The organism is Pseudomonas sp. IT-P294, assembly GCF_949767865.1.
Taxonomy (GTDB): domain Bacteria; phylum Pseudomonadota; class Gammaproteobacteria; order Pseudomonadales; family Pseudomonadaceae; genus Aquipseudomonas.
Window position 1 is genome coordinate 1 of the sequence record NZ_CATKQW010000013.1, and the last position, 22,342, is coordinate 22,342.

At 60.4% G+C, this 22,342-nt stretch carries 18 protein-coding genes; 8 read left to right on the top strand and 10 right to left on the bottom strand.

Annotated elements, in window-relative coordinates; genetic code table 11:
- Positions 1 to 148: 148 nt before the first annotated feature.
- Together ACM6I0_RS13985 and ACM6I0_RS13990 are read right to left on the bottom strand one after the other, a co-directional pair.
- On the bottom strand, positions 149 to 1,069 hold the full coding sequence (locus ACM6I0_RS13985) for a LysR family transcriptional regulator (RefSeq protein WP_285433289.1): 921 nt from the start codon (positions 1,067 to 1,069) through the stop codon (positions 149 to 151).
- Positions 1,070 to 1,103: 34 nt separating this feature from the next.
- Positions 1,104 to 2,090 carry an MBL fold metallo-hydrolase gene (locus ACM6I0_RS13990; RefSeq protein ID WP_414922574.1) on the bottom strand — a complete coding sequence of 329 codons (987 nt, stop codon included), beginning with the start codon at positions 2,088 to 2,090 and terminating at the stop codon, positions 1,104 to 1,106.
- 207 nt (positions 2,091 to 2,297) lie between these two features.
- On the opposite strand from ACM6I0_RS13990, the gene ACM6I0_RS13995 reads away from it, so the two are divergent.
- Entirely contained in the window at positions 2,298 to 2,735 is a 438-nt protein-coding gene (locus ACM6I0_RS13995; protein WP_414922575.1) for a helix-turn-helix domain-containing protein, read from the top strand.
- Between the two features lie 58 nt (positions 2,736 to 2,793).
- Here the strand turns inward: ACM6I0_RS13995 and ACM6I0_RS14000 are convergent, their stop codons facing one another.
- The 3 genes from ACM6I0_RS14000 to ACM6I0_RS14010 form a co-directional block, all read right to left on the bottom strand.
- Positions 2,794 to 4,236, bottom strand: coding sequence for a catalase (locus ACM6I0_RS14000; RefSeq protein WP_414922576.1), 1,443 nt, complete (start codon positions 4,234 to 4,236; stop codon positions 2,794 to 2,796).
- 75 nt (positions 4,237 to 4,311) lie between these two features.
- Positions 4,312 to 5,136, bottom strand: a complete 825-nt coding sequence (locus tag ACM6I0_RS14005) for an alpha/beta fold hydrolase (RefSeq protein WP_285433285.1) — start codon at positions 5,134 to 5,136, stop codon at positions 4,312 to 4,314.
- A gap of 32 nt (positions 5,137 to 5,168) precedes the next feature.
- Positions 5,169 to 5,744, bottom strand: coding sequence for a flavodoxin family protein (locus ACM6I0_RS14010; RefSeq protein ID WP_285433284.1), 576 nt, complete (start codon positions 5,742 to 5,744; stop codon positions 5,169 to 5,171).
- A 397-nt stretch (positions 5,745 to 6,141) separates the two neighbouring features.
- Between ACM6I0_RS14010 and ACM6I0_RS14015 the strand changes: the two genes are divergently transcribed.
- Positions 6,142 to 8,979, top strand: coding sequence for an ATP-binding protein (locus ACM6I0_RS14015; RefSeq protein ID WP_414922577.1), 2,838 nt, complete (start codon positions 6,142 to 6,144; stop codon positions 8,977 to 8,979).
- On the opposite strand, the gene ACM6I0_RS14020 is transcribed toward ACM6I0_RS14015, so the two are convergent.
- Both ACM6I0_RS14020 and ACM6I0_RS14025 read right to left on the bottom strand, forming a co-directional pair.
- Entirely contained in the window at positions 8,944 to 10,428 is a 1,485-nt protein-coding gene (locus ACM6I0_RS14020; RefSeq protein ID WP_414922578.1) for an ATP-binding protein, read from the bottom strand. The two genes, ACM6I0_RS14015 and ACM6I0_RS14020, sit on opposite strands and share 36 nt — an antisense overlap.
- 184 nt (positions 10,429 to 10,612) lie before the next feature.
- Positions 10,613 to 11,563: a GlxA family transcriptional regulator gene (locus ACM6I0_RS14025; RefSeq protein WP_414922579.1), complete on the bottom strand. Its 951-nt coding sequence runs from the start codon at positions 11,561 to 11,563 to the stop codon at positions 10,613 to 10,615.
- 332 nt (positions 11,564 to 11,895) lie between these two features.
- Here ACM6I0_RS14025 and ACM6I0_RS14030 point away from each other — a divergent pair, with 332 nt between their 5' ends.
- Positions 11,896 to 12,618, top strand: a complete 723-nt coding sequence (locus tag ACM6I0_RS14030; RefSeq protein WP_414922580.1) for a pirin family protein — start codon at positions 11,896 to 11,898, stop codon at positions 12,616 to 12,618.
- Positions 12,619 to 12,689: 71 nt separating this feature from the next.
- Here the strand turns inward: ACM6I0_RS14030 and ACM6I0_RS14035 are convergent, their stop codons facing one another.
- Entirely contained in the window at positions 12,690 to 13,565 is an 876-nt protein-coding gene (locus ACM6I0_RS14035; protein ID WP_414922581.1) for a LysR family transcriptional regulator, read from the bottom strand.
- A 113-nt stretch (positions 13,566 to 13,678) separates the two neighbouring features.
- On the opposite strand from ACM6I0_RS14035, the gene ACM6I0_RS14040 reads away from it, so the two are divergent.
- The 3 genes from ACM6I0_RS14040 to ACM6I0_RS14050 all read left to right on the top strand — a co-directional run bounded on the left by ACM6I0_RS14040 (position 13,679) and on the right by ACM6I0_RS14050 (position 17,303).
- Positions 13,679 to 14,893: a YbfB/YjiJ family MFS transporter gene (locus ACM6I0_RS14040; RefSeq protein ID WP_414922582.1), complete on the top strand. Its 1,215-nt coding sequence runs from the start codon at positions 13,679 to 13,681 to the stop codon at positions 14,891 to 14,893.
- Positions 14,894 to 15,029: 136 nt separating this feature from the next.
- Positions 15,030 to 16,028, top strand: a complete 999-nt coding sequence (locus ACM6I0_RS14045) for an NAD(P)H-quinone oxidoreductase (protein WP_208667682.1) — start codon at positions 15,030 to 15,032, stop codon at positions 16,026 to 16,028.
- 321 nt (positions 16,029 to 16,349) lie between these two features.
- Entirely contained in the window at positions 16,350 to 17,303 is a 954-nt protein-coding gene (locus tag ACM6I0_RS14050; RefSeq protein ID WP_414922583.1) for an alpha/beta hydrolase, read from the top strand.
- Here ACM6I0_RS14050 and ACM6I0_RS14055 read toward each other — a convergent pair.
- Together ACM6I0_RS14055 and ACM6I0_RS14060 are read right to left on the bottom strand one after the other, a co-directional pair.
- On the bottom strand, positions 17,275 to 19,089 hold the full coding sequence (locus ACM6I0_RS14055) for an ABC transporter ATP-binding protein (RefSeq protein ID WP_285433275.1): 1,815 nt from the start codon (positions 19,087 to 19,089) through the stop codon (positions 17,275 to 17,277). The genes ACM6I0_RS14050 and ACM6I0_RS14055 overlap by 29 nt on opposite strands.
- Positions 19,090 to 19,261: 172 nt before the next feature.
- Positions 19,262 to 19,621 carry a DUF6124 family protein gene (locus ACM6I0_RS14060; RefSeq protein WP_285433274.1) on the bottom strand — a complete coding sequence of 120 codons (360 nt, stop codon included), beginning with the start codon at positions 19,619 to 19,621 and terminating at the stop codon, positions 19,262 to 19,264.
- A 488-nt stretch (positions 19,622 to 20,109) separates the two neighbouring features.
- Here ACM6I0_RS14060 and ACM6I0_RS14065 point away from each other — a divergent pair, with 488 nt between their 5' ends.
- Together ACM6I0_RS14065 and ACM6I0_RS14070 are read left to right on the top strand one after the other, a co-directional pair.
- The gene (locus ACM6I0_RS14065) at positions 20,110 to 21,651 is read left to right on the top strand and encodes a T6SS phospholipase effector Tle1-like catalytic domain-containing protein (protein ID WP_285433273.1); all 1,542 of its coding nucleotides are present in this window, start codon (positions 20,110 to 20,112) and stop codon (positions 21,649 to 21,651) included.
- Entirely contained in the window at positions 21,651 to 22,307 is a 657-nt protein-coding gene (locus ACM6I0_RS14070; RefSeq protein WP_285433272.1) for a DUF2931 family protein, read from the top strand. Before ACM6I0_RS14065 ends, ACM6I0_RS14070 begins: the two co-directional genes overlap by 1 nt.
- The last annotated feature ends 35 nt before the right edge of the window (positions 22,308 to 22,342 follow it).

Sequence of the window (22,342 nt, forward strand, 5' to 3'; positions counted from 1 at the left end):
GTCAGCCGCCGTTACCGCAGCAACAGATATGCACACCCGAAAGAAACTGGTCGGCTATCAGGCCGCCATCGCGAGCAAGCTCGCTCCCACAATTGGCCCAAATACACCCAAGAGAACATGGTCGGCCCAAAGGCCGCCAAGTCCACGTTTAAGACGGAATCCCCAAAGGCAGCGACATAAACTGACTAATGCGAGCCCGCAACCACCGCTCCGCCGGATCATTGTCATGCACCCCACTCCAAGCCATCGACAACTGCGCAGCCTCAATCGGAAACGGCGGATCCTCAGCCCTCAACGCACACCCCTCAACCAACGCACACGCCGCATAATCCGGCACCGTCGCAATCATCTCAGTCCCGGCCAACAACGCACGCAACCCACTGAACTGCGGAACCCCCAACACCACCCGCCGACAGCGCCCGATCTTCGCCAGATCCAGATCAATGTTGCCGCTCAAATCCCCCGAAAACGACACCATTGCATGCGGCCGCTCACAATACTCATCCAGCGTCAGCGGCCCCGGCCGCTTGTCACCACGCAACACCTTGCACGGAATATCGCGTAAGGTCTTGCGCTTGGCATTCGCCGGCAAATCCGTGGTGTAACTTACCCCCACCGAAATTTCCCCTGACGCCAACAACGCCGGCATCAACAGATAATTGGCCCGACGCACCACCACGACAATCCCCGGCGCCTCCTCGCGCAGCTGCGTCAACAGCGGCGGAAACAAACCAAACTCGGCATCGTCCGACAGCCCGATACGAAACACATCGCAGCTAGTCGTCGGATCGAACTCCTTGGCCCGGCTCACCGCCCCGGAAATCACATCCATCGCCGGTTGCAGCTCCTTGAGAATCGCCAGCGCCCGCGCCGTCGGCTCCATGGCGCGCCCATTGCGCAGCAACAACGGATCGTCGAACAGATCACGTAACCGTCCCAGCGCCGCGCTGACCGCCGGCTGGCCCATGAACAGTTTTTCAGCCACACGAGTGAGGTTTTTTTCGAACATCAACGCCTCGAAAATCACCAACAGGTTCATGTCGACGCGACGCAGATCGTTACGGTTCATAGGCACGGTTCCCTTCTGTGTTCAGCCGGCGACTTTACTCGATCAGCGGCACGTTCGCCGCACGTTTGTAAGGCCCGTATTCCACCGGCACCCACTGGAAATGCTTGCCCTGGGCGGCGATGTGGCCAATGCCGGGGAACGGCAAGTGCGCCGCCGTCACCCAGGTCTTGCTCGCCGCTGCAGCCGTGAACACGGTGGCGCGGCTCTTGATCGCCTGCTGGCTGTTGACGTCAAAACCGATCGACACCTCAGGGTGTTCGAACTGCACCGCGAGGTTATGCACCAGATCGCCCATGAACAGAATGCTCTGCCCCTGGGAAGTGAACCGGTAGGTGGTGCTGCCCGGCGTGTGCCCGGCTTCCAGCTCGGCATCGACCACACCCGGCACCGGCGACTGACCGGCATCGAACGTCTTGAAACGACCCTCGGCCACATACGGTGCGGTCGAGTCCTGGGCGATTTTGAAATACGGCTTGGCGCCCTCGGGGGCCTTGGCAAGCGCCTGAGGATCGAGCCAGTACGCGGCTTCCGCCTTCGCCGCAAAGACGGTGGCATTGGCGAACACGGGTTTGTGCTGGGCGTCGACCAGCCCGCAGACGTGGTCCAGGTGCAGGTGCGTCAACAAAATCGTATCGACTTGCGCAGGCTCATAACCGGCGGCTTTCATGTTGTCCGAGAGCATGCCGGCGGTGGCGCCAATGCATTGGCCGGCGCCCGTATCGACCAGGATCAATTGCTTGCCTGTGTTGATCAAAAAGGCATTGAACGCGGTCTGCACGCCCGGTGTTTCAATCGAACGGCGGGCCAGCAGCGCGCGGATCTGGCTCTGGGTCAGGCCTTTGAGCAGTTTGGGCGACAGGTCGTTGTAGCCGTCGAACAGCGCCGTGACTTCGTAATCGCCCACCGCCAGGCGGAAATAGCCCGGCGCCTGTGTGCCGACCTGAGCAGGCGCCTGCGCCGCACACACTCCGGCAGCCATCGCCACCGCCAGCCCCAGTGCACTTGCCAGAGAATGTTTCATGCTTTCACCTTTTTCGAGTCAAAAAAACGGCCATGCAAACGCCGCACACTGACATCGATTGTGCAGGGCAAACGGCCTTGGAAATTGCAGCAATGTGCTGAGTTAGCGCTGTTGCTTACCTGTGTACACGGATGGAATTAACAACGTTTAACTCGCCTGCCAGCGCGTCGCGACCAAGAATGAAGCTCACCGACACGGACATCTGTCATGGCCCAATCTCAGCGAAACGTCGCCCGCGCGACTGATACTCAAGCGCGAAAGAAAACCACCGGCGGTCTGACCCCGTGGCGCGAAAGCCTGGTCAAGCAGCTGATCCTCGAGCGCCTCGGCGAGACCATTGAAGTAACCGAGTTGGCTAGCGCCTGCGCCCTCTCACGCAGTCATTTCTCCCGCGCATTCAAGTGCAGCACCGGGCTCTCGCCCCAGGACTGGATTCGCCACCAGCGTATTGCCCGCGCCAAGCAATTGATCCAGGACACCGAACTGACCCTGACGCAAATCAGCCTCGAATGCGGCTTCTGCGATCAAGCGCATTTCTGTCATATCTTCACCCGCAGTGAAGGCATCAACCCGTTTGCCTGGCGTTGCCGTACCGTGCGCCCCCTTCCCCATCGCCCCACCTACGCCGCCGAACTACACGCGTAATGTTCGACGTCACAAGCGTCGTAGCAGCGGTCGAATGACAGCTGCTACGTGGGTTGCGTCAGCCCAACGGAGAAAGCCGCTCCAACGCCTCAGCCACCCCGAATCCATACGCCGGGTCAGCCTTGGTGCAGTTCTCGATATGGCGCTGGCGAATCGCCTGCGGCACGCCATTCATCGCCCGTGCGGTGTTGTCGAACAGCAACTGTTTACGCTGCGGGTCCAGCAACCGGAACAGATTGCCCGGCTGTTCGTAGTGGTCATTCTCAAGCCGATGGTCATAGTGCTGGGCAAAGCCTTCCACCGGCAGCGGCGGATCGGCCAGTTCCGGCGAGTCCTGCCATTCACCCACGCTGTTGGGGAAATAACTGGCGGTGCCACCCAGGTTGCCGTCGGTACGCATGGCGCCGTCGCGGTGATAGCTGTGCGACGGTGAGCGCGGTGCGTTGACCGGGATGTGATTGAAGTTGACCCCCAAGCGATAGCGCTGAGCATCACCGTAGGAAAACAGCCGCGCCTGAAGCATGCGGTCCGGTGAAAAGCTCACGCCTGGCACCACGTTGGCCGGCGAGAAGGCGGCCTGTTCGATCTCGGCGAAGTGGTTCTCGGCGTTACGATTGAGCTCCATGATGCCCACTTCGATCAGCGGGAAATCACCGTGCGGCCAGACCTTGGTCAGGTCGAATGGATTGTGCCGGTAGGTGTTGGCCTGTTCCTCCTCCATCACCTGAATGCACAATTTCCAACGCGGGAAATTACCCTGTTCGATGACTTCGTACAGGTCCCGCAAATTGCTCTCGCGGTCCCTGCCGACCACCGCTTGCGCCTCGGCATCCGTGAGGTTTTCAATGGCTTGCTGACAAACAAAGTGAAACTTCACCCACACCCGTTTGTTGTCACGGTTGATCAGGCTGAACGTGTGGCTGCCGAAACCGTGCATGTTGCGAAAACTGACCGGAATCCCGCGATCGCTCATGACGATGGTCACCTGGTGCAGCGCCTCCGGCAGCAAGCTCCAGAAATCCCAGTTGCTGGTGGCGTTGCGCAGACCGGTGCGCGGGTCACGCTTGACCACGTGATTAAGGTCGGCGAAACGCAGCGGGTCGCGGAAGAAAAACACCGGCGTGTTGTTGCCGACAATGTCCCAGTTGCCTTCGTCGGTATAGAACTTCACCGCGAAGCCACGGATATCGCGCTCGGCATCCGCCGCGCCGCGCTCGCCGGCCACCGAGGAAAACCGCACGAACAACGGCGTCTGTTTGCCCACGGCGCTGAAAATACTGGCCTTGGTGTAGCGGCTGACGTCGTGGGTGACGGTGAACGTGCCGTAAGCGCCAGCGCCCTTGGCGTGCATGCGCCGCTCGGGGATGACTTCGCGGTTAAAGTGGGCGAGTTTTTCAAACATCCAGCTATCTTGCGCAAGTGCCGGCCCACGAGGGCCGGCCGTCTGGATATTGAGGTTATTGGCCACCGGGGCGCCGGTGGCATTCGTCAGCTTTTTCATGGACTTGATCTCGACAGTTAGCCGCTCTCACCAGCAGCGAAAACCGGCGCGGATTTAAATTCGCGCCGGGGTTCATCATCCCTTCAAGAACGCCAACAGCTCAGCGTTGAGCTGATCCTTGTGAGTGTCAGTCAAGCCATGGGGTGCACCGGGGTAGATCTTCAGCGTAGATCCTTTCACCAGTTTTGCCGACGCAATGCCCGCCGCTTCGATGGGCACCACCTGATCCGCGTCGCCGTGCACCACCAGCGTCGGGATATCGAACTTCTTCAAGTCCTCGGTGAAGTCGGTTTCGGAGAACGCCTTGATGCAGTCAAACGTGTTCTTGTGACCGGCCATCATGCCTTGCATCCAGAACCAGTCGATCATGCCCTGGGAAGGCTTGGCGTCAGGCTTGTTGAAGCCGAAGAACGGTCCGCTGGCGAGGTCGATGTAAAGCTTCGAACGGTCGGCCAGGGACGCCTGGCGAATGCCGTCGAACACTTCGATCGGCAAGCCACCGGGGTTGGCTTCGGTCTTGAGCATCAACGGCGGCACCGAGGAGATCAGCCCGGCCTTGGCCACGCGGCCAGTGCCGTGGCGACCGATGTAGCGCGCCACTTCGCCACCGCCGGTGGAGAAGCCGAACAGCACGGCGTCCTTGAGGTCGAGCAACTCGATCAACTGCGCCAGGTCATCGGCGTAGGTGTCCATGTCGTTGCCGGTCCACGGCTGGCTGGAGCGACCATGGCCACGGCGGTCGTGGGCGATGACCCGATAGCCTTTGGAGGCCAGGAAGATCATCTGCGATTCCCAGCTGTCGGCGTTCAGCGGCCAGCCGTGACTGAATACGATTGGCTGACCGGTGCCCCAGTCCTTGTAATAAATCTCGGTGCCGTCTCGGGTCGTGAAAGTACTCATGCGATATCTCCTTTGCGAGTGTTGGGGGTGTTTCAAAGCGGTGAGTGGCCCATGCGCTCGGCGAGTCGCGCCACGCGCTCGCCCAGGTGTGCGGCGGTGCAGCGGTCTTCCGGCGGAGGCGCCAGCTCGGGGGACTGTTCGACATTCGACTGGGCCATGACCCCGAGCGAACTGCCGAGGCGATTGAGCTGTCCGTCGAACACGCCGGTGCTCGACCGTGCCGGCAGCACGTCGAGGCCGACCCAGATCATCGAATGTTGCGCGGCGAACACCGCCAGTTGCAGCAAGGTGTTGAGTTTGTCGCCGCACAGGCAGCCGGAGTTGGTGAACCCCGCCGCCAGCTTGTCGCGCCATGGCTGAGCCAGGTAAAACGCCGCCGTGGATTCCATGAAGCTCTTGAAGGACGCCGAAGCGCTGCCCATGTAGGTCGGGGCGCCGAAAATGATGGCGTCGGCGCTGTGCAATCGATCCCAGTGCTGGTCCACGTCCTCGACCGGCACCAGCAAACTGGTGCTGCCCAGGTGCCGCTCCACACCGAGGGCGACGGCCTCGGCCAAGACACGGGTGTGCCCATAGCCACTGTGATAGACCACCACCACGTTGCTCATTCAAGCGTCCTCTTGAGGTATTAATCCCTTTGCAACACCACCGCCCTACTGTGGAAGCGAGGCGGCGGCACATTCAAAACAGATGCAGGCAGCCCCACCGCTATCGCGAGCAGGCTCGTTCCCACCAGACCAGCGGAAGTTGAAGCAACCGAGTTTTGGGCGTAGACCACACTGAGCACGAGTTAAACGTTGTTAATTTTCCTTGGCGCGCCAAAAGCCTTAACACGTACTTTGCTACCCTCACCCCCAATGAACAGGTGCTTGAGAACGACACCCGGAACGCACCGGTCCGGACGGACACCCGCCAGTCTTCCGGACACCGCGTTGCGTTCACGTCAAAACCTGAGGAATATGCTCGAAAATCGCGTACCAGACGGTTGCAAGCAGGAGTGACACGTTGACCCTTTCCCCCGAACAGGCCATCCATTTCGGCCCCTACCGGGTCTACCCCGGACAACGCCTGGTGATGGAGGCCGACCAGCCTTTGCGCCTGGGTCGGCGTGCCCTGGACATTCTGTTGATCCTGCTGGAACACGCGGGAAAAGTGGTCGCCAAGCAAGAATTGATCGCCAGGGTCTGGCCCAAAAGCGTGGTCGAAGACATCAACCTGCGGGTGCACATGGCGGCGCTGCGCAAAGCCCTTGGCGACGGCCAGGCCGGCCAGCGCTACATCATCACCGTGGCCCAACGCGGCTACAGTTTTGTGGCGCCCTTTTCGCTGCAACAGATCGGGCAGCATCCCGAAGCCGAAGAACCTGCAACAAGCGGCCACAACCTGCCAATCCGGCACACGCGCATGATTGGTCGCCAGCCACTGGTCGACAACCTGATGTTGCAGCTGCCACGCCAGCGTTTCATCACCCTCGTCGGCCCAGGCGGGATCGGCAAGACCACCGTGGCCCTGCGGGTCGCCGAACAATTGATTGGCCGCTACCGGGACGGCATTCGTCTGCTGGACCTGGCGCCGATCAGCGACCCGTTGATGATCGGCCCTCACCTGGCCACGCTGCTGGGTTTGTCGCTGCATGACGCCGAACCCGCGAGCGGCCTCGCGGCGTTTCTGCGCGAACGGCAGATGCTGCTGGTGATCGACAACTGCGAACACTTGATCGACGCCATCGCTCTGCTCTGCGAAAGCCTCCTGCGCGCAGCCCCTCAGGTGCACATTCTGGCCACCAGCCGCGAGAGCCTGCGCGCCGAGGGCGAATACGTTCAGCGTCTTGACTCGCTGGATTGTCCGCCGCCCATCGCCGTGCTCGACCGTGCTCAGGCGTTGACGTTTTCGGCGCTGCAGCTGTTCGTCGAACGGGCCATGGCCAGCCAGGACAGCTTTGAACTGACTGAAGAAGAACTGCCGCTGGCGATCGAGATCTGTCGGCGCCTGGACGGTATTCCATTGGCCATCGAACTGGCGGCGGCGCAAGTCGACCACTTTGGTGTGAGCGGATTGCTGGCGCAATTGCAGGGCAGTTTCCGCGTGCTCACTCAGGGCTGTCAGTCGACGCTGGGCCGACACCAGACACTGCGCGCCACTCTCGACTGGAGTTTCCAGTTGCTCAGTGCCTGCGAGCAGACATGCCTGCGCCGCCTCGGGGTGTTCAGGGGCGGTTTCACCCTGCAGTCGGCAGCGGCCGTGATCGTCGGCGAACACATCGAGCCCGACGTGGTGTTTGGCTCGATCACGCAACTGGTGGCCAAGTCGCTGTTGAACGTCGAGGTGGGCGACGAAGAAGTGTTCTATCGGTTACTCGACACGACCCGCAGCTATGCCCTGGAAAAACTCGCCGAGGCCGCTGATCTGCCGGACACCCGTGAACGCCACGCCCAACGCTGCCTGGCCGTGATGCATCAAGCCCAGGCTGATTGGGAGCAGACTTCCACGAGCCTGTGGATCGAGCGTTACGCGCGCAGCCTGGAAGACATTCGCTCGGCCCTCGACTGGGGCTTGAATAGCCAGGGGCCGCAAGCGCTGGCAATTCGTCTGGCGGCAACGTCCACGCCACTCTGGCAAGAACTGTCGCTGCTCAAGGAACACGGGGTCTATGTGCGCAAGGCGCTCGCCTTGCTCGACGCGAACGCCGAGCCCTGCCCTCGTCTGAAGATGGACCTGAAGCTGGCGCTGGGCAGCTCTTGCTACCACACCCAGGGCGGCACCGCCGAAACCATCGAGGCGTTCGTCAGCGCCCGGACCCTGGCCAAAACCGCCAACGACGTGGCTGGCCAGCTCCGGGCGTTGTCGGGGTACATGGCGGTCAACCTCAGTTGCGGCCACTACCAAATGGCGCTGGAGCAGAGCCAGCAATTCGACCGACTGGGAGGCGATGACGACGCCGTCCTGTCTCTCAGCACACACCGCTTACGCGTTCTGGCGCTGCACTTTTCCGGCAATCAGCCATTGGCGCGGGAGAACGCCGAACAGGTCATCCAGCGCATGGCCCAGAGCGGTCACCTCAACCGCTTCACCCACGGGTTTGGCGTGCAATACGATCAGAGCGTTGCCGCCCTGACAATTCTGGCGCGCATCCTCTGGGTGCAAGGCCAGCCGGAACAAGCCTGGCGCACCGCCCGACAGGCACTGGACATCGCGATTCAGATCGACCACGGCACGTCGATCTGCTACACCCTGGCGCTGGCCGGATGCCTGATCGCCCACTACAACGGCGATCATCAGACCGCTCGCGATCTCTTGCGCCTGTTGCTGGAGCAAGCGCAAAAACATTCGGTGCTGCTGTTTTATAACTGGGCACAACATTACGCGCAGGTAATTGATCGCGAAGAAGCGCAGTTGCCCAATCGGCCGGGGGCGGGCTTGATCGGCGAAATCATGGTCACGCTCGACAGCGGCTTTGTCGATGAAACCTTGCTGCAGCGAGCCGATACCGGGGCGGCAGGATGGAGCACGGCGGAGATACTGCGCGCCAGGGCTGATGCGTTGATGGCGCAGGACACTCCGTCGCTGGGGGATCATCGCGAGCAGGCTCGTTCCCACAACATCGGAGCGGCCGAAGAGATGCTGGTTCGGGCATTGAATGTGGCCAGGCATCAAGGCGCCCTGGCCTGGGAACTGCGTAGCGCCACCTCACTGGCGCAACTCTGGCAGCGCCAGGGCTTGTACCAGCAGGCCCATGAGTTGCTGGCGCCGGTCTACAACCGGTTCACCGAAGGTTTCGCGACACCGGACTTGCACAAAGTCCGGTGCTTACTCGACGAGCTCCATGGACAATGGCACCCCTGAGGCCCTGCGCGCGCGACTGATGTAGTGCGAGTAACGCCTCTCGAACACACGCTCCTGGCCGCTCAGCTCAAGCTTCTCCAGCGCATAGCGGCGGGTGGTGTTGAGAAAACGATAACGGCTGGTGCCGTTGACTTGATCCTTTGACAGTAACGATTTGGCCACCAGTCGCTCAACCAGCTCCGCCAGTACATCGGGCTTGAGCCGTGCGCAACTGCTCACGCCAATCGCCGCATCAAGGGTGAAGGACATCTTGAACACCGACAGGCGCTGCAGCACGGTTTGCTCGCGTTCGCCGAGTCGCTCATAGCTCCAGTCCAGCGCAGCCTTGAGGGTTTGATGCCGGGGCACGGCGGTGCGCCGGCCTTGGGTCAGCAGTTGAAAACAGTTGTCGAGCTGCGCTTGCAAGCCCACCAGCGCCAAGGCGTCGATCTGCCCCGCCGCCATTTCAATCGCCAGCGGCAAACCGTCGAGCCGCTGGCAGATTTCGCGCACGGCCTTGAGGTCCTGTTCGCGCAGGGTAAAGCCTTGTTGACGGGCTCGGGCGCGACTGACGAACAACTGCACCGCCGAATACCCCATGGTTTCGGTGACGCTGTGCAAGACCGACGCGGGCGGCACCGCCAGAGAGGCCAGGCGCTGGACCGTTTCCCCCAGCGCCTGCAAGGGTTCGCGACTGGTCACCAGAATCGACAGGCGAGGTGCCGAAGCCAATAAATCCTCGACCAGGGTCCGGCAGCGTTCCTGCAAGTGCTCGCAGTTATCGAGCACCAGCAATGTGTGCCGGTTTGCCAGCACCTCCAGCGTTGTTCCGACGTCCAGTTCAAGGGTCTGGATCAGATGATCGACCACCCGCGCCGGGTCATCGATCATTGAAAAATCCACCAGCCACACGCCGTCTTCATAGTGCTGCAACAGCAGTTCGGCAACACGCAACGCCACCGTGGTCTTGCCGATACCGCCGGGGCCGGCCAGGGTCATGAGGCGACGGACCGGCAACTGTCGGACCAGACTGCCGACAATCGAATCCCGACCGGTCACCGGCGTCAACCGGGCCGGCAAGTTGTGCTGGTGTCTTTGCACGTTCTCGAACAACACCAGCGTGCCTGCGGGCACCTGTTCCACAGGGGCGATAAAGCTGTAGCCGCGCTGGGGGATGTTGACGATGTAGCGCTGGCCATTCTGCCCGTCACCCAGGGCGCGACGCAGGGCCGCGATGTGCACCCGCAGGTTGATTTCCTCGACCACGGAGGTCGGCCAGACCTGGGCAATCAATTCATCCTTGCTGACGACGTCGCCGGCACGCTCGACCAGTACCTGCAAAATATCCAGCGCCCGACCGCCCATGCGCAACGGTCGATCACCTTCCAGGATCAGCCGTTGTTGCAGGTGGAAGGCGTAGGGGCCGAATCGCAGCACCGCATCGCTGTTCAAATCTATGAGGCTGTTCATGTCCATCCACAGGCTGAAACCTGGCTCGGCTTACCGTGCGACAACACCCATCGCATGCGCCCTCCAGGCTCCCGCACCTCCGTTGCAAAACGTTGCCAAGTATCTTGGCAGGCCTCAGTGACGGTTCAACTGCCACGGTAGGAGTGTCACAGCCATCGCGGTGCGCATAACGGACACAAACGCTCTAGCTGAACTGTTCGCGGTATTGGCTGGGGGTCAGGCCCAGCTTTTCACTGAACAAAAAACGCATGTGCCGCACACTGCCGAAACCGCTTTTGAAGGCCACGGTCTTGAGCGGCAGTTCGCTGGTTTCCAGCAGGTTGCGGGCGCAGTCGATGCGAGCACTTTGCAAAAACTCCATGGGCGTCATGTTCACTTCCCGGGCAAACGTGCGGGCAAAATGCCGTTCGCTCATGTTCGCGAAGCAGGCCATGCGTTCGATGCTGAAGGCTTCATCGAGGTGTTCAAGCACATGGTTCTGCACGCGGGTGATCGGGGTTTCCTGCGGTGCGACAGTGGCCATCAATGGACTGAACTGCGCCTGTCCGCCCTGGCGTTTCATCACTACCAGCAACACCTTGGCCACGTCCTGGGCGACTTTCTTGCCGTGGTCTTCGGCGACCACCGCCAGCGCCAGGTCGATACCGGCGGTCACACCGCCGGAGGTGATGAGGTTACGGTCCTGCACGTAAATCTTATCGGTCTCCACTATTGCCTCGGGAAACCCTTTGATCAGGCGCTCCGTGTAATGCCAATGGGTGGTGACGCGATAGCCTTCCAGCAAACCGGCATGCCCGAGTACGAACACACCGGTGCAGATCGAGCCGTAGCGCCCGGCCCGCCCGACGGCGTCTTTGAGCCAGCACAACAACTGTGGGTGTTTTTCGTTATAGGCCCCCGGACCGCCGGGCACCAGCAACAGGTCATACGCCTGGGTGGCCTGATCGATGTGCAGATCGGTGTGCACGCTTACGCCGTTGGACGCTCGCAACGCGCCAGGTTCAGTGCCAATGGTCGACAGCTCGTAACGCTCGTGCGCCGGCAGATAACGATTGGCGATGGAAAACACTTCCATGGGGCCGGCCATGTCCAGCAGGAGGAAGTCGGGGAACAACACCATAGCCACGGTTTTCATGGGTTCAAAATCACTGAAGTCAAAAGAAAGTCCATCTGCCAGACACAAAACCTGCTCGCGATAGCGGACTTATACCCACCATTACTGTTGAATGTGAGACCGCTATCGCGAGCAGGCTCACTCCCACAGGGGCCAGTGTCCGGCGCAAAAGGGATGCTATGCATTATGGCCAAGTGTGACGCCGGCGTCGGAGAAGAATACGTGATCGACTGCACATTACTGTCAACCTGATCAGGACAGTATTTCAATTTTCATCTACTTATTGCACCCACCGATAAACATTAACCTTCTCCTCACTCGGACGAATCAACGTCCCCACAGGAGATTTCATCATGCTGACCCTTCGCAAAGCCTCGGATCGCGGCGCCGCCAATCACGGCTGGTTGAAGTCGTTCCATACCTTTTCCTTCGCCAACTATCGCAATCCCAAAGAACAGGGTTTTTCCGATCTGCTGGTGATCAATGACGACCGCGTGGCGGCGGGTAAAGGTTTCGGCCAGCACCCGCACCGCGACATGGAGATTTTCTCCTACGTGCTCGAAGGCGCTCTGGAACACAAGGACACCCTGGGCACCGGCTCGGTGATTCGTCCCGGTGACGTGCAGTTGATGAGCGCCGGCAGCGGCGTGGCGCACAGCGAATACAACCACTCGGCCACGCGGCCGGTGCACTTTCTGCAAATCTGGATCGTGCCGGAAGTCAGCGGCGCTAAACCGCGTTACCAGCAAGAGCACTTCAGCACCCAGAAAAAACGTGGGCGTCTGCAACTGATCATCTCCCCGGACGGGGACAAGGGTTCGCTGAAGGTGCGTCAGGATGCACGGGTGTATGCCGCGCTGATCGACGGCAAGGAAAGCGCCACCCTGGAACTGGCCGCCAACCGCTACGCCTATGTGCATGTGGCCCGTGGCAGCGTCGAACTCAACGGCGTGCCGTTGCAGGAAGGCGATGGCGTGCGGGTTCGCCAGGAACAGGTGCTGACCCTGAATAATGGAGTGGATGCCGAAGTGCTGGTGTTTGACCTGCGGCCGCAAGAGCTGCCGGAAATGCCGTAAAGATCAAGAGATCGCAGCCTCGTTTCACTCGACAGCTCCTACAGGGGAACGGGGCTGCGATCTTTTGACTTTTATTCGCCAGTACCGGAAAACCCCGCGACAATTTCATCGATCACCGCGCGGACCCGGGCGGTATGCCGCAAGTCCGCGTGGGTCACCAGCCAGACGTCATAGGGCACCGGTCGCGTGCGTTCCGGCCACAGCCTGACCAGCCCGTCCCTCTCCCCCATGTACACCGGAATTTCCCCAACGCCGAGCCCTGCTGCGATGGCTCGACGCACCAGCAGGCTGGAACCCAGGCTCGATACGATTCGCCCGCGGCTCACCGGTTCCGACACCAGCGTCATCTCCTTGTTGCCTGCCAGATACGGCTGGTAAGCCACCAGATCATGTCCTTCAAATGCCGAACCTGGTTCCGGCACGCCGTGGGCGTCGACATACCGTTGCGAGGCGAACAGGCCCACCGGCCAACGGGCAATACGCCGGGCGATCAGGTCCGGGTTGTCCGGCCGGGCATTGCGTACCGCGATGTCGGCTTCGCGCTTGGCCAGGCTGATCATTTGCGTGGACGCGTCCAGTTGCACCCGCACATCCGGGTGTTTGTCGTGCAACCGGGCAATCGCCGGGATCAGGAAATCAATGGCCAGCGAATCGGTGGTGCTGACCCGTACCGTACCGGTCAGCCGATCATCCAGGCCGAGGATCTGCCGTTCCAGCTCCAACGCCGACACCTCCATTTTTTCCACGGCCTGCAAGGCTGCTTCGCCGACCGCCGTCAGCGCGTAACCTTCGGAGGTGCGCAGGAACAGTGTCGCGCTCAAGGACTTTTCCAGCGCCGTGACCCGCCGCCCGACCGTGGCCTGATCGACCCCCAGCACCCGCGCCGCACCGCGCAGCGTCGATTCGCGGCACACCGCCAGAAACACCCGTGCGTCATCCCAATTCATAGGGTTTTCCTGATAATGCAAATTCGCATCACTGTAGCGCGAAATCGCTGCATTACTGCATCAATAATTCTCGATACGCTGGGCACCAGAGATAACCTCACAGGACTGCTCTCATGCACAGCACATCGACCACCCCGCGCAGCGCGATCTGGCTGCCGATCTTCGCCGGCCTCGCCGCCAGCCTGGTCAGTATTGGCCTGGCGCGGTTTGCCTACACGCCGTTGATTCCGTCGCTGATCCAGGCGCACTGGTTTTCCGCCAGCGACGTGGTGTACCTCGGCGCCGCCAACCTTGTCGGCTACTTGATCGGCGCATTGATCGGCCGACCGCTGGCCAACCGCACCTCCAACACCACGGCCCTGCGCCTGATGATGCTGGCCGTGACCCTGGCATTCTTTGCCTGTGGTTTTCCCTTGTCGGTGAGCTGGTTCTTCGGCTGGCGCCTGCTGTCCGGCGTGGCGGGCGGCGCGATCATGGTGTTGGTGGCTGCAACGGTATTGCCCCACGTGCCGGCGTCTCGCCGGGGCTTGGCCAGCGGCGCGATTTTCCTTGGTATCGGCCTGGGCATTGCCGGCTCGGGGACGATTGTCCCGCCTTTGCTGAGCCTTGGGTTGCAGCAAACCTGGTTTGGCCTGGGCATTCTGTCACTGGTTCTGACCGCCGCGAGTTGGTTCGCATGGCCAAAAGCGGCGCACCCTCAGGCCGTTGTATCGATTGAAACATCCACGACACCGACCGATCCTGGCGTTTACCTGTTGTTCGCCCAATACGCCTTCATGGCTGCCGGGCTGGTGCCGGCGATGGTCTTCCTGGTGGATTACGTGGCTCGTGGGCTCGGTGCCGGGGCGCACGTCGGTGCACTGATGTGGGTGATGTACGGCCTGGGCGCGATCATCGGGCCGGTGAGTTACGGTTTTCTGGCCGATAAGCTCGGCGCCCGGTTGAGTATCCGGCTGGTGCTTGTGGTGCAGGCGATTGCCGTGGGCTTGCTGTCGATAGCGAGTTCTTTCACGGCGCTGGCCGTGCTGGCGGTGATCCTCGGTTCGTTCCCGCCAGGCATCGTGCCATTGGCGCTGGCCCGGGTGCATGAGCTGATCCCCAACCATCACCAGCAACAGATTGCCTGGAGCCGCGCCACGGTGTCGTTCGCCACGTTCCAGGCGATTGCGGGCTTTGCCTATTCGGCGTTGTTCAATGCCAGCGGCGGGCATCATGCGCTGTTGTTCGTTGTGGCGGCGGGTGCCATTGTGGTTGCACTGATGCTGGAACAGGCGATGCGGTTACTGAACAGATCCCCTGTGGGAGCGAGCTTGCTCGCGAAGACGTAGGCAGATCCAACATCAATGTGACTGACACACCGCTATCGCGAGCACGCTCGCTCCCACAGGGATTGGTGGTTTGACTGAATCATTGGTTGGCTCATGCGATCTCATTTACAGACAACTTTCTCGACAGGACTTCTACATGACTTTGCCGCAAACCATGACCCTGATTGAAATCACCGAACCCGGCGGTCCCGACGTGCTGAAGCCGCGCCAGGAACCGGTTCCAAGCGCCGGTGCCGGTGAAGTGCTGATTCGTGTGCACGCCGCCGGGGTCAACCGTCCCGACGTGATTCAACGCGCCGGCAAGTACCCGATGAAACCCGGCATGAGCCCGATCCCGGGGCTGGAAGTGGCCGGCGAAGTGGTGGCCATCGGTGCCGGCGTCAGCGAATTCATTGTCGGCGACAAAGTCTGTGCACTGACCAATGGCGGCGGTTACGCGCAGTATTGCGTCGCCCCGGCCAGCCAGACGTTGCCGATACCAGAAGGCATGGATTGGGTCCACGCGGCCGCAGTCCCGGAAACCTATTTCACCGTGTGGGCCAACCTCTTCGACATGGGCGGCGCCAGCAAAGGCCAGCGCGCACTGATTCACGGCGGCACCAGCGGCATCGGCACCACCGCGCTGATGCTCTGCCGCGAATTCGGCGTCAAGGCCTTCGCCACCGCCGGCAGCGAGGAAAAATGCGCGGCGATCCGCCAGCTCGGCGCCGAAGCGATCAACTACCGTGATCAGGATTTCGTCCAGGTCATCCAGGAGAAAACCGCCGGCAAAGGCGTCAATGTCATCCTCGACATCATGGGCGGCTCGTACTTCAACCAGAACGTTGCGGCGCTGGGCATGGAAGGCCGACTAGTGATGCTGGGCTTTCTCGGCGGTGCACGCGCCAACGACGTCGACTTGTTGGGGATCATGAGCAAGCGCGCGACGATCACCGGCTCCCTGCTGCGCTCGCGCACTCGCGAAGAAAAAGCCTCGATTGCCGAACAGCTGCGTGAGTATGTCTGGCCGGTACTGGCCGCTGGCCGTTGCCTGCCGATGATCGACAAGGTCTACGCCTACACCGATGCGGCGCAGGCCCATGCGCGGATGGAAGCCGGCGATCACATCGGCAAGATTGTCTTGAAAGTGGACTGATCAGTAGCCGGCGCCGGCTGCTTGGGCGCCGCTGATGATCGCGATGCCCGAGCTGGTAAGTCGAAATGCCGCCCAGAGCAAGCCCGCTCCCACAAGGGATATGCATTCCAATGTGGGAGATGTGCGGGCCGAACTGACGCTATCGCGAACAGACTCACTCCCACATTGAAATCCAGTCCCCTGTGGGAGCGGGCTTGCCCGCGATGGGGCCCGATTGGTCACCACCCAAGCCGGCCATTCACACGACCGTCGAATTTATCCCCACGCCCCGCCACGCATCTGTTAAAACCCGAGCTTTGATTCCCGTCCCCGGACCACCGCATGTTTTCGAACCTGATGAGCCGCATGAGCCGACGCTGGCTGCCAATTCTGTGCATGGCTGCGCTGATCCTCGGCTTGCCCGTGAGTTGTGGCGTGCTCAAGTACAAGGAGCGTGAACTGCTGTTTCGTATCGAGCCGGGCATCGCTGGCTGGTATCACGGTCTGCCGCAGGACGTTCAGGAGTTCGACATCAAGCCTGCCAGCTTCAAGGCCGGGCAAAACCTGCATGCGTGGTGGTGGCCGGCCGCCCGTCGCGATGCGCCGTCGATCCTCTATTTGCATGGTGTGCGCTGGAACCTGACCGGCCAGGCGTTCCGCATCGAGCAGTTACGAGCGATGGGGTATTCGGTGCTGGCCATCGATTACCGCGGTTTTGGCCAGAGCAAAGGTGATCTGCCGTCGGAAGCCAGTGTCTACGAAGACGCCCGCGTCGCCTGGGAGCGCTTCAAGGCGATGCAACCGGACGCCAACAAGCGCTTGATCTACGGCCACTCCCTGGGCGGTGCGGTGGCCATCGACCTCGCGGCCGACCTGGCGGCGCAAGCGAAAAAGGACCACAGCGCGATACCGGTGCGCGGTCTGGTGATCGAATCCACCTTCACCACGCTCGGCGATGCCGTGGCCGCAGTGGCCGAGAACAATCTGCCCGTGACCTGGTTGCCGGTGCGCTGGCTGCTGTCACAGAAATTCGACTCCATCGACAAGATCGTCGACATCGACATGCCGCTGCTGGTGGTCCATGGCCAGGCCGACACGTTCATGCCCTCGCGGTTCAGCCAGCAATTGTTCAATGCGGCCAGCGAGCCCAAGCGTTTGTTGTTGGTGCCCGGTGGCACGCACAACAACAGCATGAGCCTGGGGGGAAACCAGTATCGCCAGGCCATCGACAGTTTGATGAAGTCAAAACCGCAGCGAATCGCCGGGCCTAGCGGTAACCCTGGGCTTGCAGGTTGAACAACTGCGCATAGCGCCCACCCGCTGCGACCAGACTGTCATGATCACCGCGTTCAAGGATCGCCCCTTGATCCAGCACGATGATGTGGTCCGCGTTGCGCACGCTGGAAAACCGATGGGAAATCAGCAGCGTCATGCGACCTTCCGTGTGTTCGCTGAAATGCTGGAACACCGCCGCTTCCGCCGCCGGGTCGAGGGCCGAAGTCGGCTCATCCAGAATCAGGATGTCCGCGTTGCGGCGCATGTAGGCGCGGGACAAGGCGATCTTCTGCCACTGTCCGCCCGACAGTTCCTGCCCTCCGGCAAACCAGCGGCCCAGCTGCGTGGCGTAGCCTCGATCCAGGCCTTCGATGAACGGTGCGGCCATGCCTTCGGCGGCGGCCTCTTTCCAGCGTTGTTCGTCGTTGAACGCCAGCGTATCGCCGACGCCGATGTTTTCGCCGACGGAAAACTGGTAGCGGATGTAATCCTGAAAAATCACCCCGATGCGCCGGCGTAAAGCATCCTCTTCCCAGGTCTGCAAATCGCTGCCGTCGAGCAAGATACGGCCCTGATCGGGGCGGTACAGGCGGGTCAGCAACTTGATCATCGTGGTCTTGCCCGATCCGTTCTCCCCCACCAGCGCCATGCTGCGACCCGGCACCAGGTGCAAGTCGATGCCTTCAAGGGCGGCTCGACTGGCCCCCGGATACCGAAAACCGACGTTCTCGAAACGCAAACCATCGCAGGGCAGCGCGCCAACGGTCAGATGCCCGGCGTCGGCGACCACCGGTTCGGCGAGGTATTCATAAAGACTCGACAGGTACAGGCCATCTTCGTAGAGACCACTGATGGCGCTCAAACTGCTGCTCACTGCGCTCTGACCCTGCTTGAACAGCACCAGGTACATGGTCATCTGCCCGAGGCTGATATTGCCGTGGACGGTATCGACCACCACCCAGGCATAGGCCAGGTAAAACGCGCCGGTGCCGAGCAAGCCAAGGACAAACCCCCAGCCATCGCGGCGCAAGGTCAGGCGCCGGTCTTCGGCATACAGGCGGGCAAACGTCTCGCGATAGCGCTTCAGCAACAGCGGCGCGAAGCCGAACAGTTTGACCTCTTTGATGTAGCCCTCATGGGAGAGCAGCGTCTCGATGTAATTCTGCTGCCGGCTCTCCGGCGCACGGCGCGTGAACAGCCGAAACGCGTCCCCGGAAAAATGCGCTTCGGCGAAAAACACCGGCAACGCGCCGACCACCAGTAGCACCAGCGCCCACGGCGAAAAATGCACCAGCAACACGCCGAAGCTGATCAGCACGATCAGGTTCTGGATCAGCCCCAGCGACTTCATCACCAGCGCCAAGGGCCGGGTCGACGCTTCGCGACGTACCCGCACCAACTTGTCGTAAAACTCGGAGTTCTCGAACTGCACCAGCGATAACGTCTGGGCTTTCTCCAGAATCATCGTGTTGACCTTCTGCCCCAACTGCACCCGCAGCAACGATTGCTGCACCGACAGCGCCCGCTGCGCCCCGGACAACAACGCGAGCACTCCCGCCTCAAACAACACATAACGCACCACCGGCCACAACGGCGCACTGCCTTGCTGCGCGTGCAATTGCATGGCAGTCACGACAGCATCGACGATGCGCTGGCCGAGCCACGCGGCCAGCGCCGGGAGGACACCGGCGATCAGGGTGGCCAGGACCAGCCCCAGAAACAGCCCGCGAGAAGTGCCCCAGACCAGGAGCAAAGCGCGCCGGGCCTGGTCGAGCAATGAGGTGAAACGGGAGAGTGCCGCAGGCATGGATCGATGAACTCGGCAGAGGAAGGTCGCTGAAGGCGACAGTGTCGACATGGTACTTCAGCTGGAAATTGCGCAGGTGGGAAACAACTCTGGCGAGGGCGCTTGTCGATACGCTGCAACGGCCCCAAAGAGGGCCGCTGCATCGCAACTGACTTACCACAGCAGACTGTACTTACTTGGGCAGATCAATTTTATCCAACACCCGGTTCGCCGTGATCTCCGCGACCATGATGCTGTTCGAAATACCCAAAAGCGCGTAACGCGACTCGCCCTCCAGATGATCTACCAACTGATGGACCATCACATCGACCGAAGCCAGTGTCTCGACCAGATAAACCGCCAGGGTTTCGGCCGTGGCTTCAGGGTCAACAGAAAACAGGGTGCTGCGGGTTCGCGGCGTGGCTTTGATGTCGGCATTTGACGGGAAGTGGAAGTCGAGCGCTCGCTCGGCGGCTTCGTGGAATTTCTTTGAATCGGGTTCGTACGGGGAGGCTGGATCGGTGTCGGGGGGATTGGGTGTGACTTTGAACATTGGCTCTGACCTCATACATGAGTGAGGCTGCAACCCGTTCGCGACTAAACGATAGGGAGGCAGCTGCGCACAGGTTAGTCGACCGATGAGCCAAGAAATCGGCGCGCCCGAAGGCGCCCTGCGCACAGCCACCATCAGGAGCAGGGATGGGATACCCGACTGATAGAGACATCGTGCGACTTGACTACGACGGGCGACTAAACCCGACCACTGATGAGCAGTGGCAGGGAAACGATAGAGTCCGGGGTCAAACCGCACAAGCCGGCGGATTCTGGCGTAGCCGTAGGCAACGGCGCAAGGTTTTGTAGCTTTCCGGACGTAACTTCGATGGCTCTTAAACAAGAGCACATTCGCGATGTTGAATAGCCTGCCAAGAACGTCCTACAACGCTAAGAATGCCGCTGAATCAAAGTGCCATCCATTGCTTCCCTCTACCCTGAGTGTCACCCTGCGCGCGTTAATCAGGGATCAAGTCCAAGGAATCAAGGATGAGCGGCTACGTACCCAACCCGCCTAAAAACTACCGTTACGAAGAAGCCAAGCCAGTCGACATTCACGCTGAGCGCTGGGCTGAATACGAAAAACACGGCAAGGCTCCCGCGCCCACCCCACAAAAAACGGGCATTGCGTTACGCATTGGTGTCTTCTTCGATGGCACTGGTAATAACGCCAATAACGCCGAAGCGGGTTTGCTCTGCGGTGCCCATCACCCCATTGCGCCAAAAGATATCAATGCCAGTTGCAAGCCGTTCATGAGTGATCCGGACAGTAGCTACGGCAACGACACCAGCAATGTAAAAAAGCTGAGTGATCTGTATAGCGTGACTCAACAAGCAGAAGGCGAAGGGTCGCAAAAAATTGCCTCCCGCGTCGTTTACGTTGAAGGCATCGGAACGTTGTCGGGTGAAAAAGACAGTGTCCTGGGTGCAGGCGCCGGGCGCGGAGAAACCGGCGTTGCTAGACGAGTTCAGTCCTCGTTCGCACTGATCAAGCAGCGCATCAATGAAGTGTTGGTCGATAACCCCGACAGTGAAATTACCTCATTGACGTTCGATACCTTCGGCTTTAGCCGCGGTGCCGCAGCCGCTCGGCATTTCGCCAATGAAATTGTGCGTGGCAAGCAAGGTCCTTTAGGAGACGTCCTGCGCGGCAACCCCAAAGCCTTTGGTTCGACTTTCATTGACCAATACAAAAGCAGCATCAATATGGGCTTTATCGGCCTGTTCGATACCGTGCCATCGATTGCTGGCTGGTCTAACTTGGGGAATATCAAAAGCCCCATCGCAACAGGCATCAGACTCTACCTCGATCGGCGCTTTTTCACCGACGTCGTCCAACTGGTAGCGCGTGACGAATGCCGAGCTAACTTTGCCCTCAGCCGAATCAAACCTGATTTCACAGAAATCACGGTCCCCGGCGTCCATTCAGATATTGGCGGCGGATACCTCGAGGAGGCGCAAGAGTGCGTGCTAGTCAGCCCGATGCAAGCGCTTGACGTACCAATCAATACGGATGTCACCACCACGTCGATATACCGCGATGCGGCGAGGGTAAAAAGCCAACGGGTATCTAACGGCTGGCCTGCCCAGTTACTGGAAATTGTCACGCCTGCCGCCTTCGAATTACCGCATGAACCGCAAGACCGACTTAACCCAGGACAAAAAAGAGTCTATGCCGCTTTGCAGCTAAAGCGCCCGGTGAGCGGCAAGCTTTCAAGGGTGTATCTGCGCGTGATGCATCACTTGGCGAAAGAAAAAGGTGTTCGCTTTGACGACATTCCGGATTCGTCAGAGCTGGCGATACCACCAGAGCTTCAGGCGCTGTGCGACCGGTTTGTCGGCGGTGACTACAGCACCACACCGAAAGAAGAACAGCTACTTAAACTGAAGTTCATCCACACGTCTGCCAACTGGAACCATCCACTCGGCAGAAACGACGGTAGCGGTCTCAGGGCGGTTTACATTAACGCCCCCACGCAGGACGCAATCCGCGTTCAACATCCTCATGTACCTGACTGGACGCTTTGGTAATGAAACGACTCATCACGTTACTGAGCCTTCTCTTCATTGCCGGCTGCCAAGCTGCGGAACCGCTTTCAGCAAAACATGACCCTAGGTCTCAATGGTGGGAACTTGATTTCGTCGAACCCCACTACATGAAAGTCTGGGTTGAGGACAGCGCCGTAGAAGATATCAACGGCAAGCGGTTTGACCACACTGGTAAAGGGTCTGCATCAGGCGGTCAACCAGAAGACGGCACAGAGTCCGCCAAAGGGTGGCGAGGTGTCGGCGGCTCCGGCAAAGCGGTGGTCGGCGCTGAACTCCCCAAACGTATATTCGTGCGCTGGCAATCCATCGTAGAACCACAGACCTATAAAGTCTGGATAGACATACCCGAGCAAGCCAGACAACTGATGCATTCATCTGTCATGCAACGGTGCCCGGCCACCCCCGAACAAGAGGCCCGATACGTGGCGTCTGTCTATATAGGCATGGCCCCCGGCGGGGTCGTGAAGGTTTGGGTAAGAGATTCCTGCCATCGTCCCGTTGAGGTGGCTCAAGCCAAAGCAGAAATCGAGCCTTTAGGCCCAGACCAAGGCAAAAATGAAGGCCGTTATGCGTATCCGGTGAGTGTGAAGTCCAAGCTTTATATTGAGAAGTTTGGAATTCCTTACGGCAGCTGGTGACCAAAAAAATGGTTCAATTTTTGGGGGATCGCAGC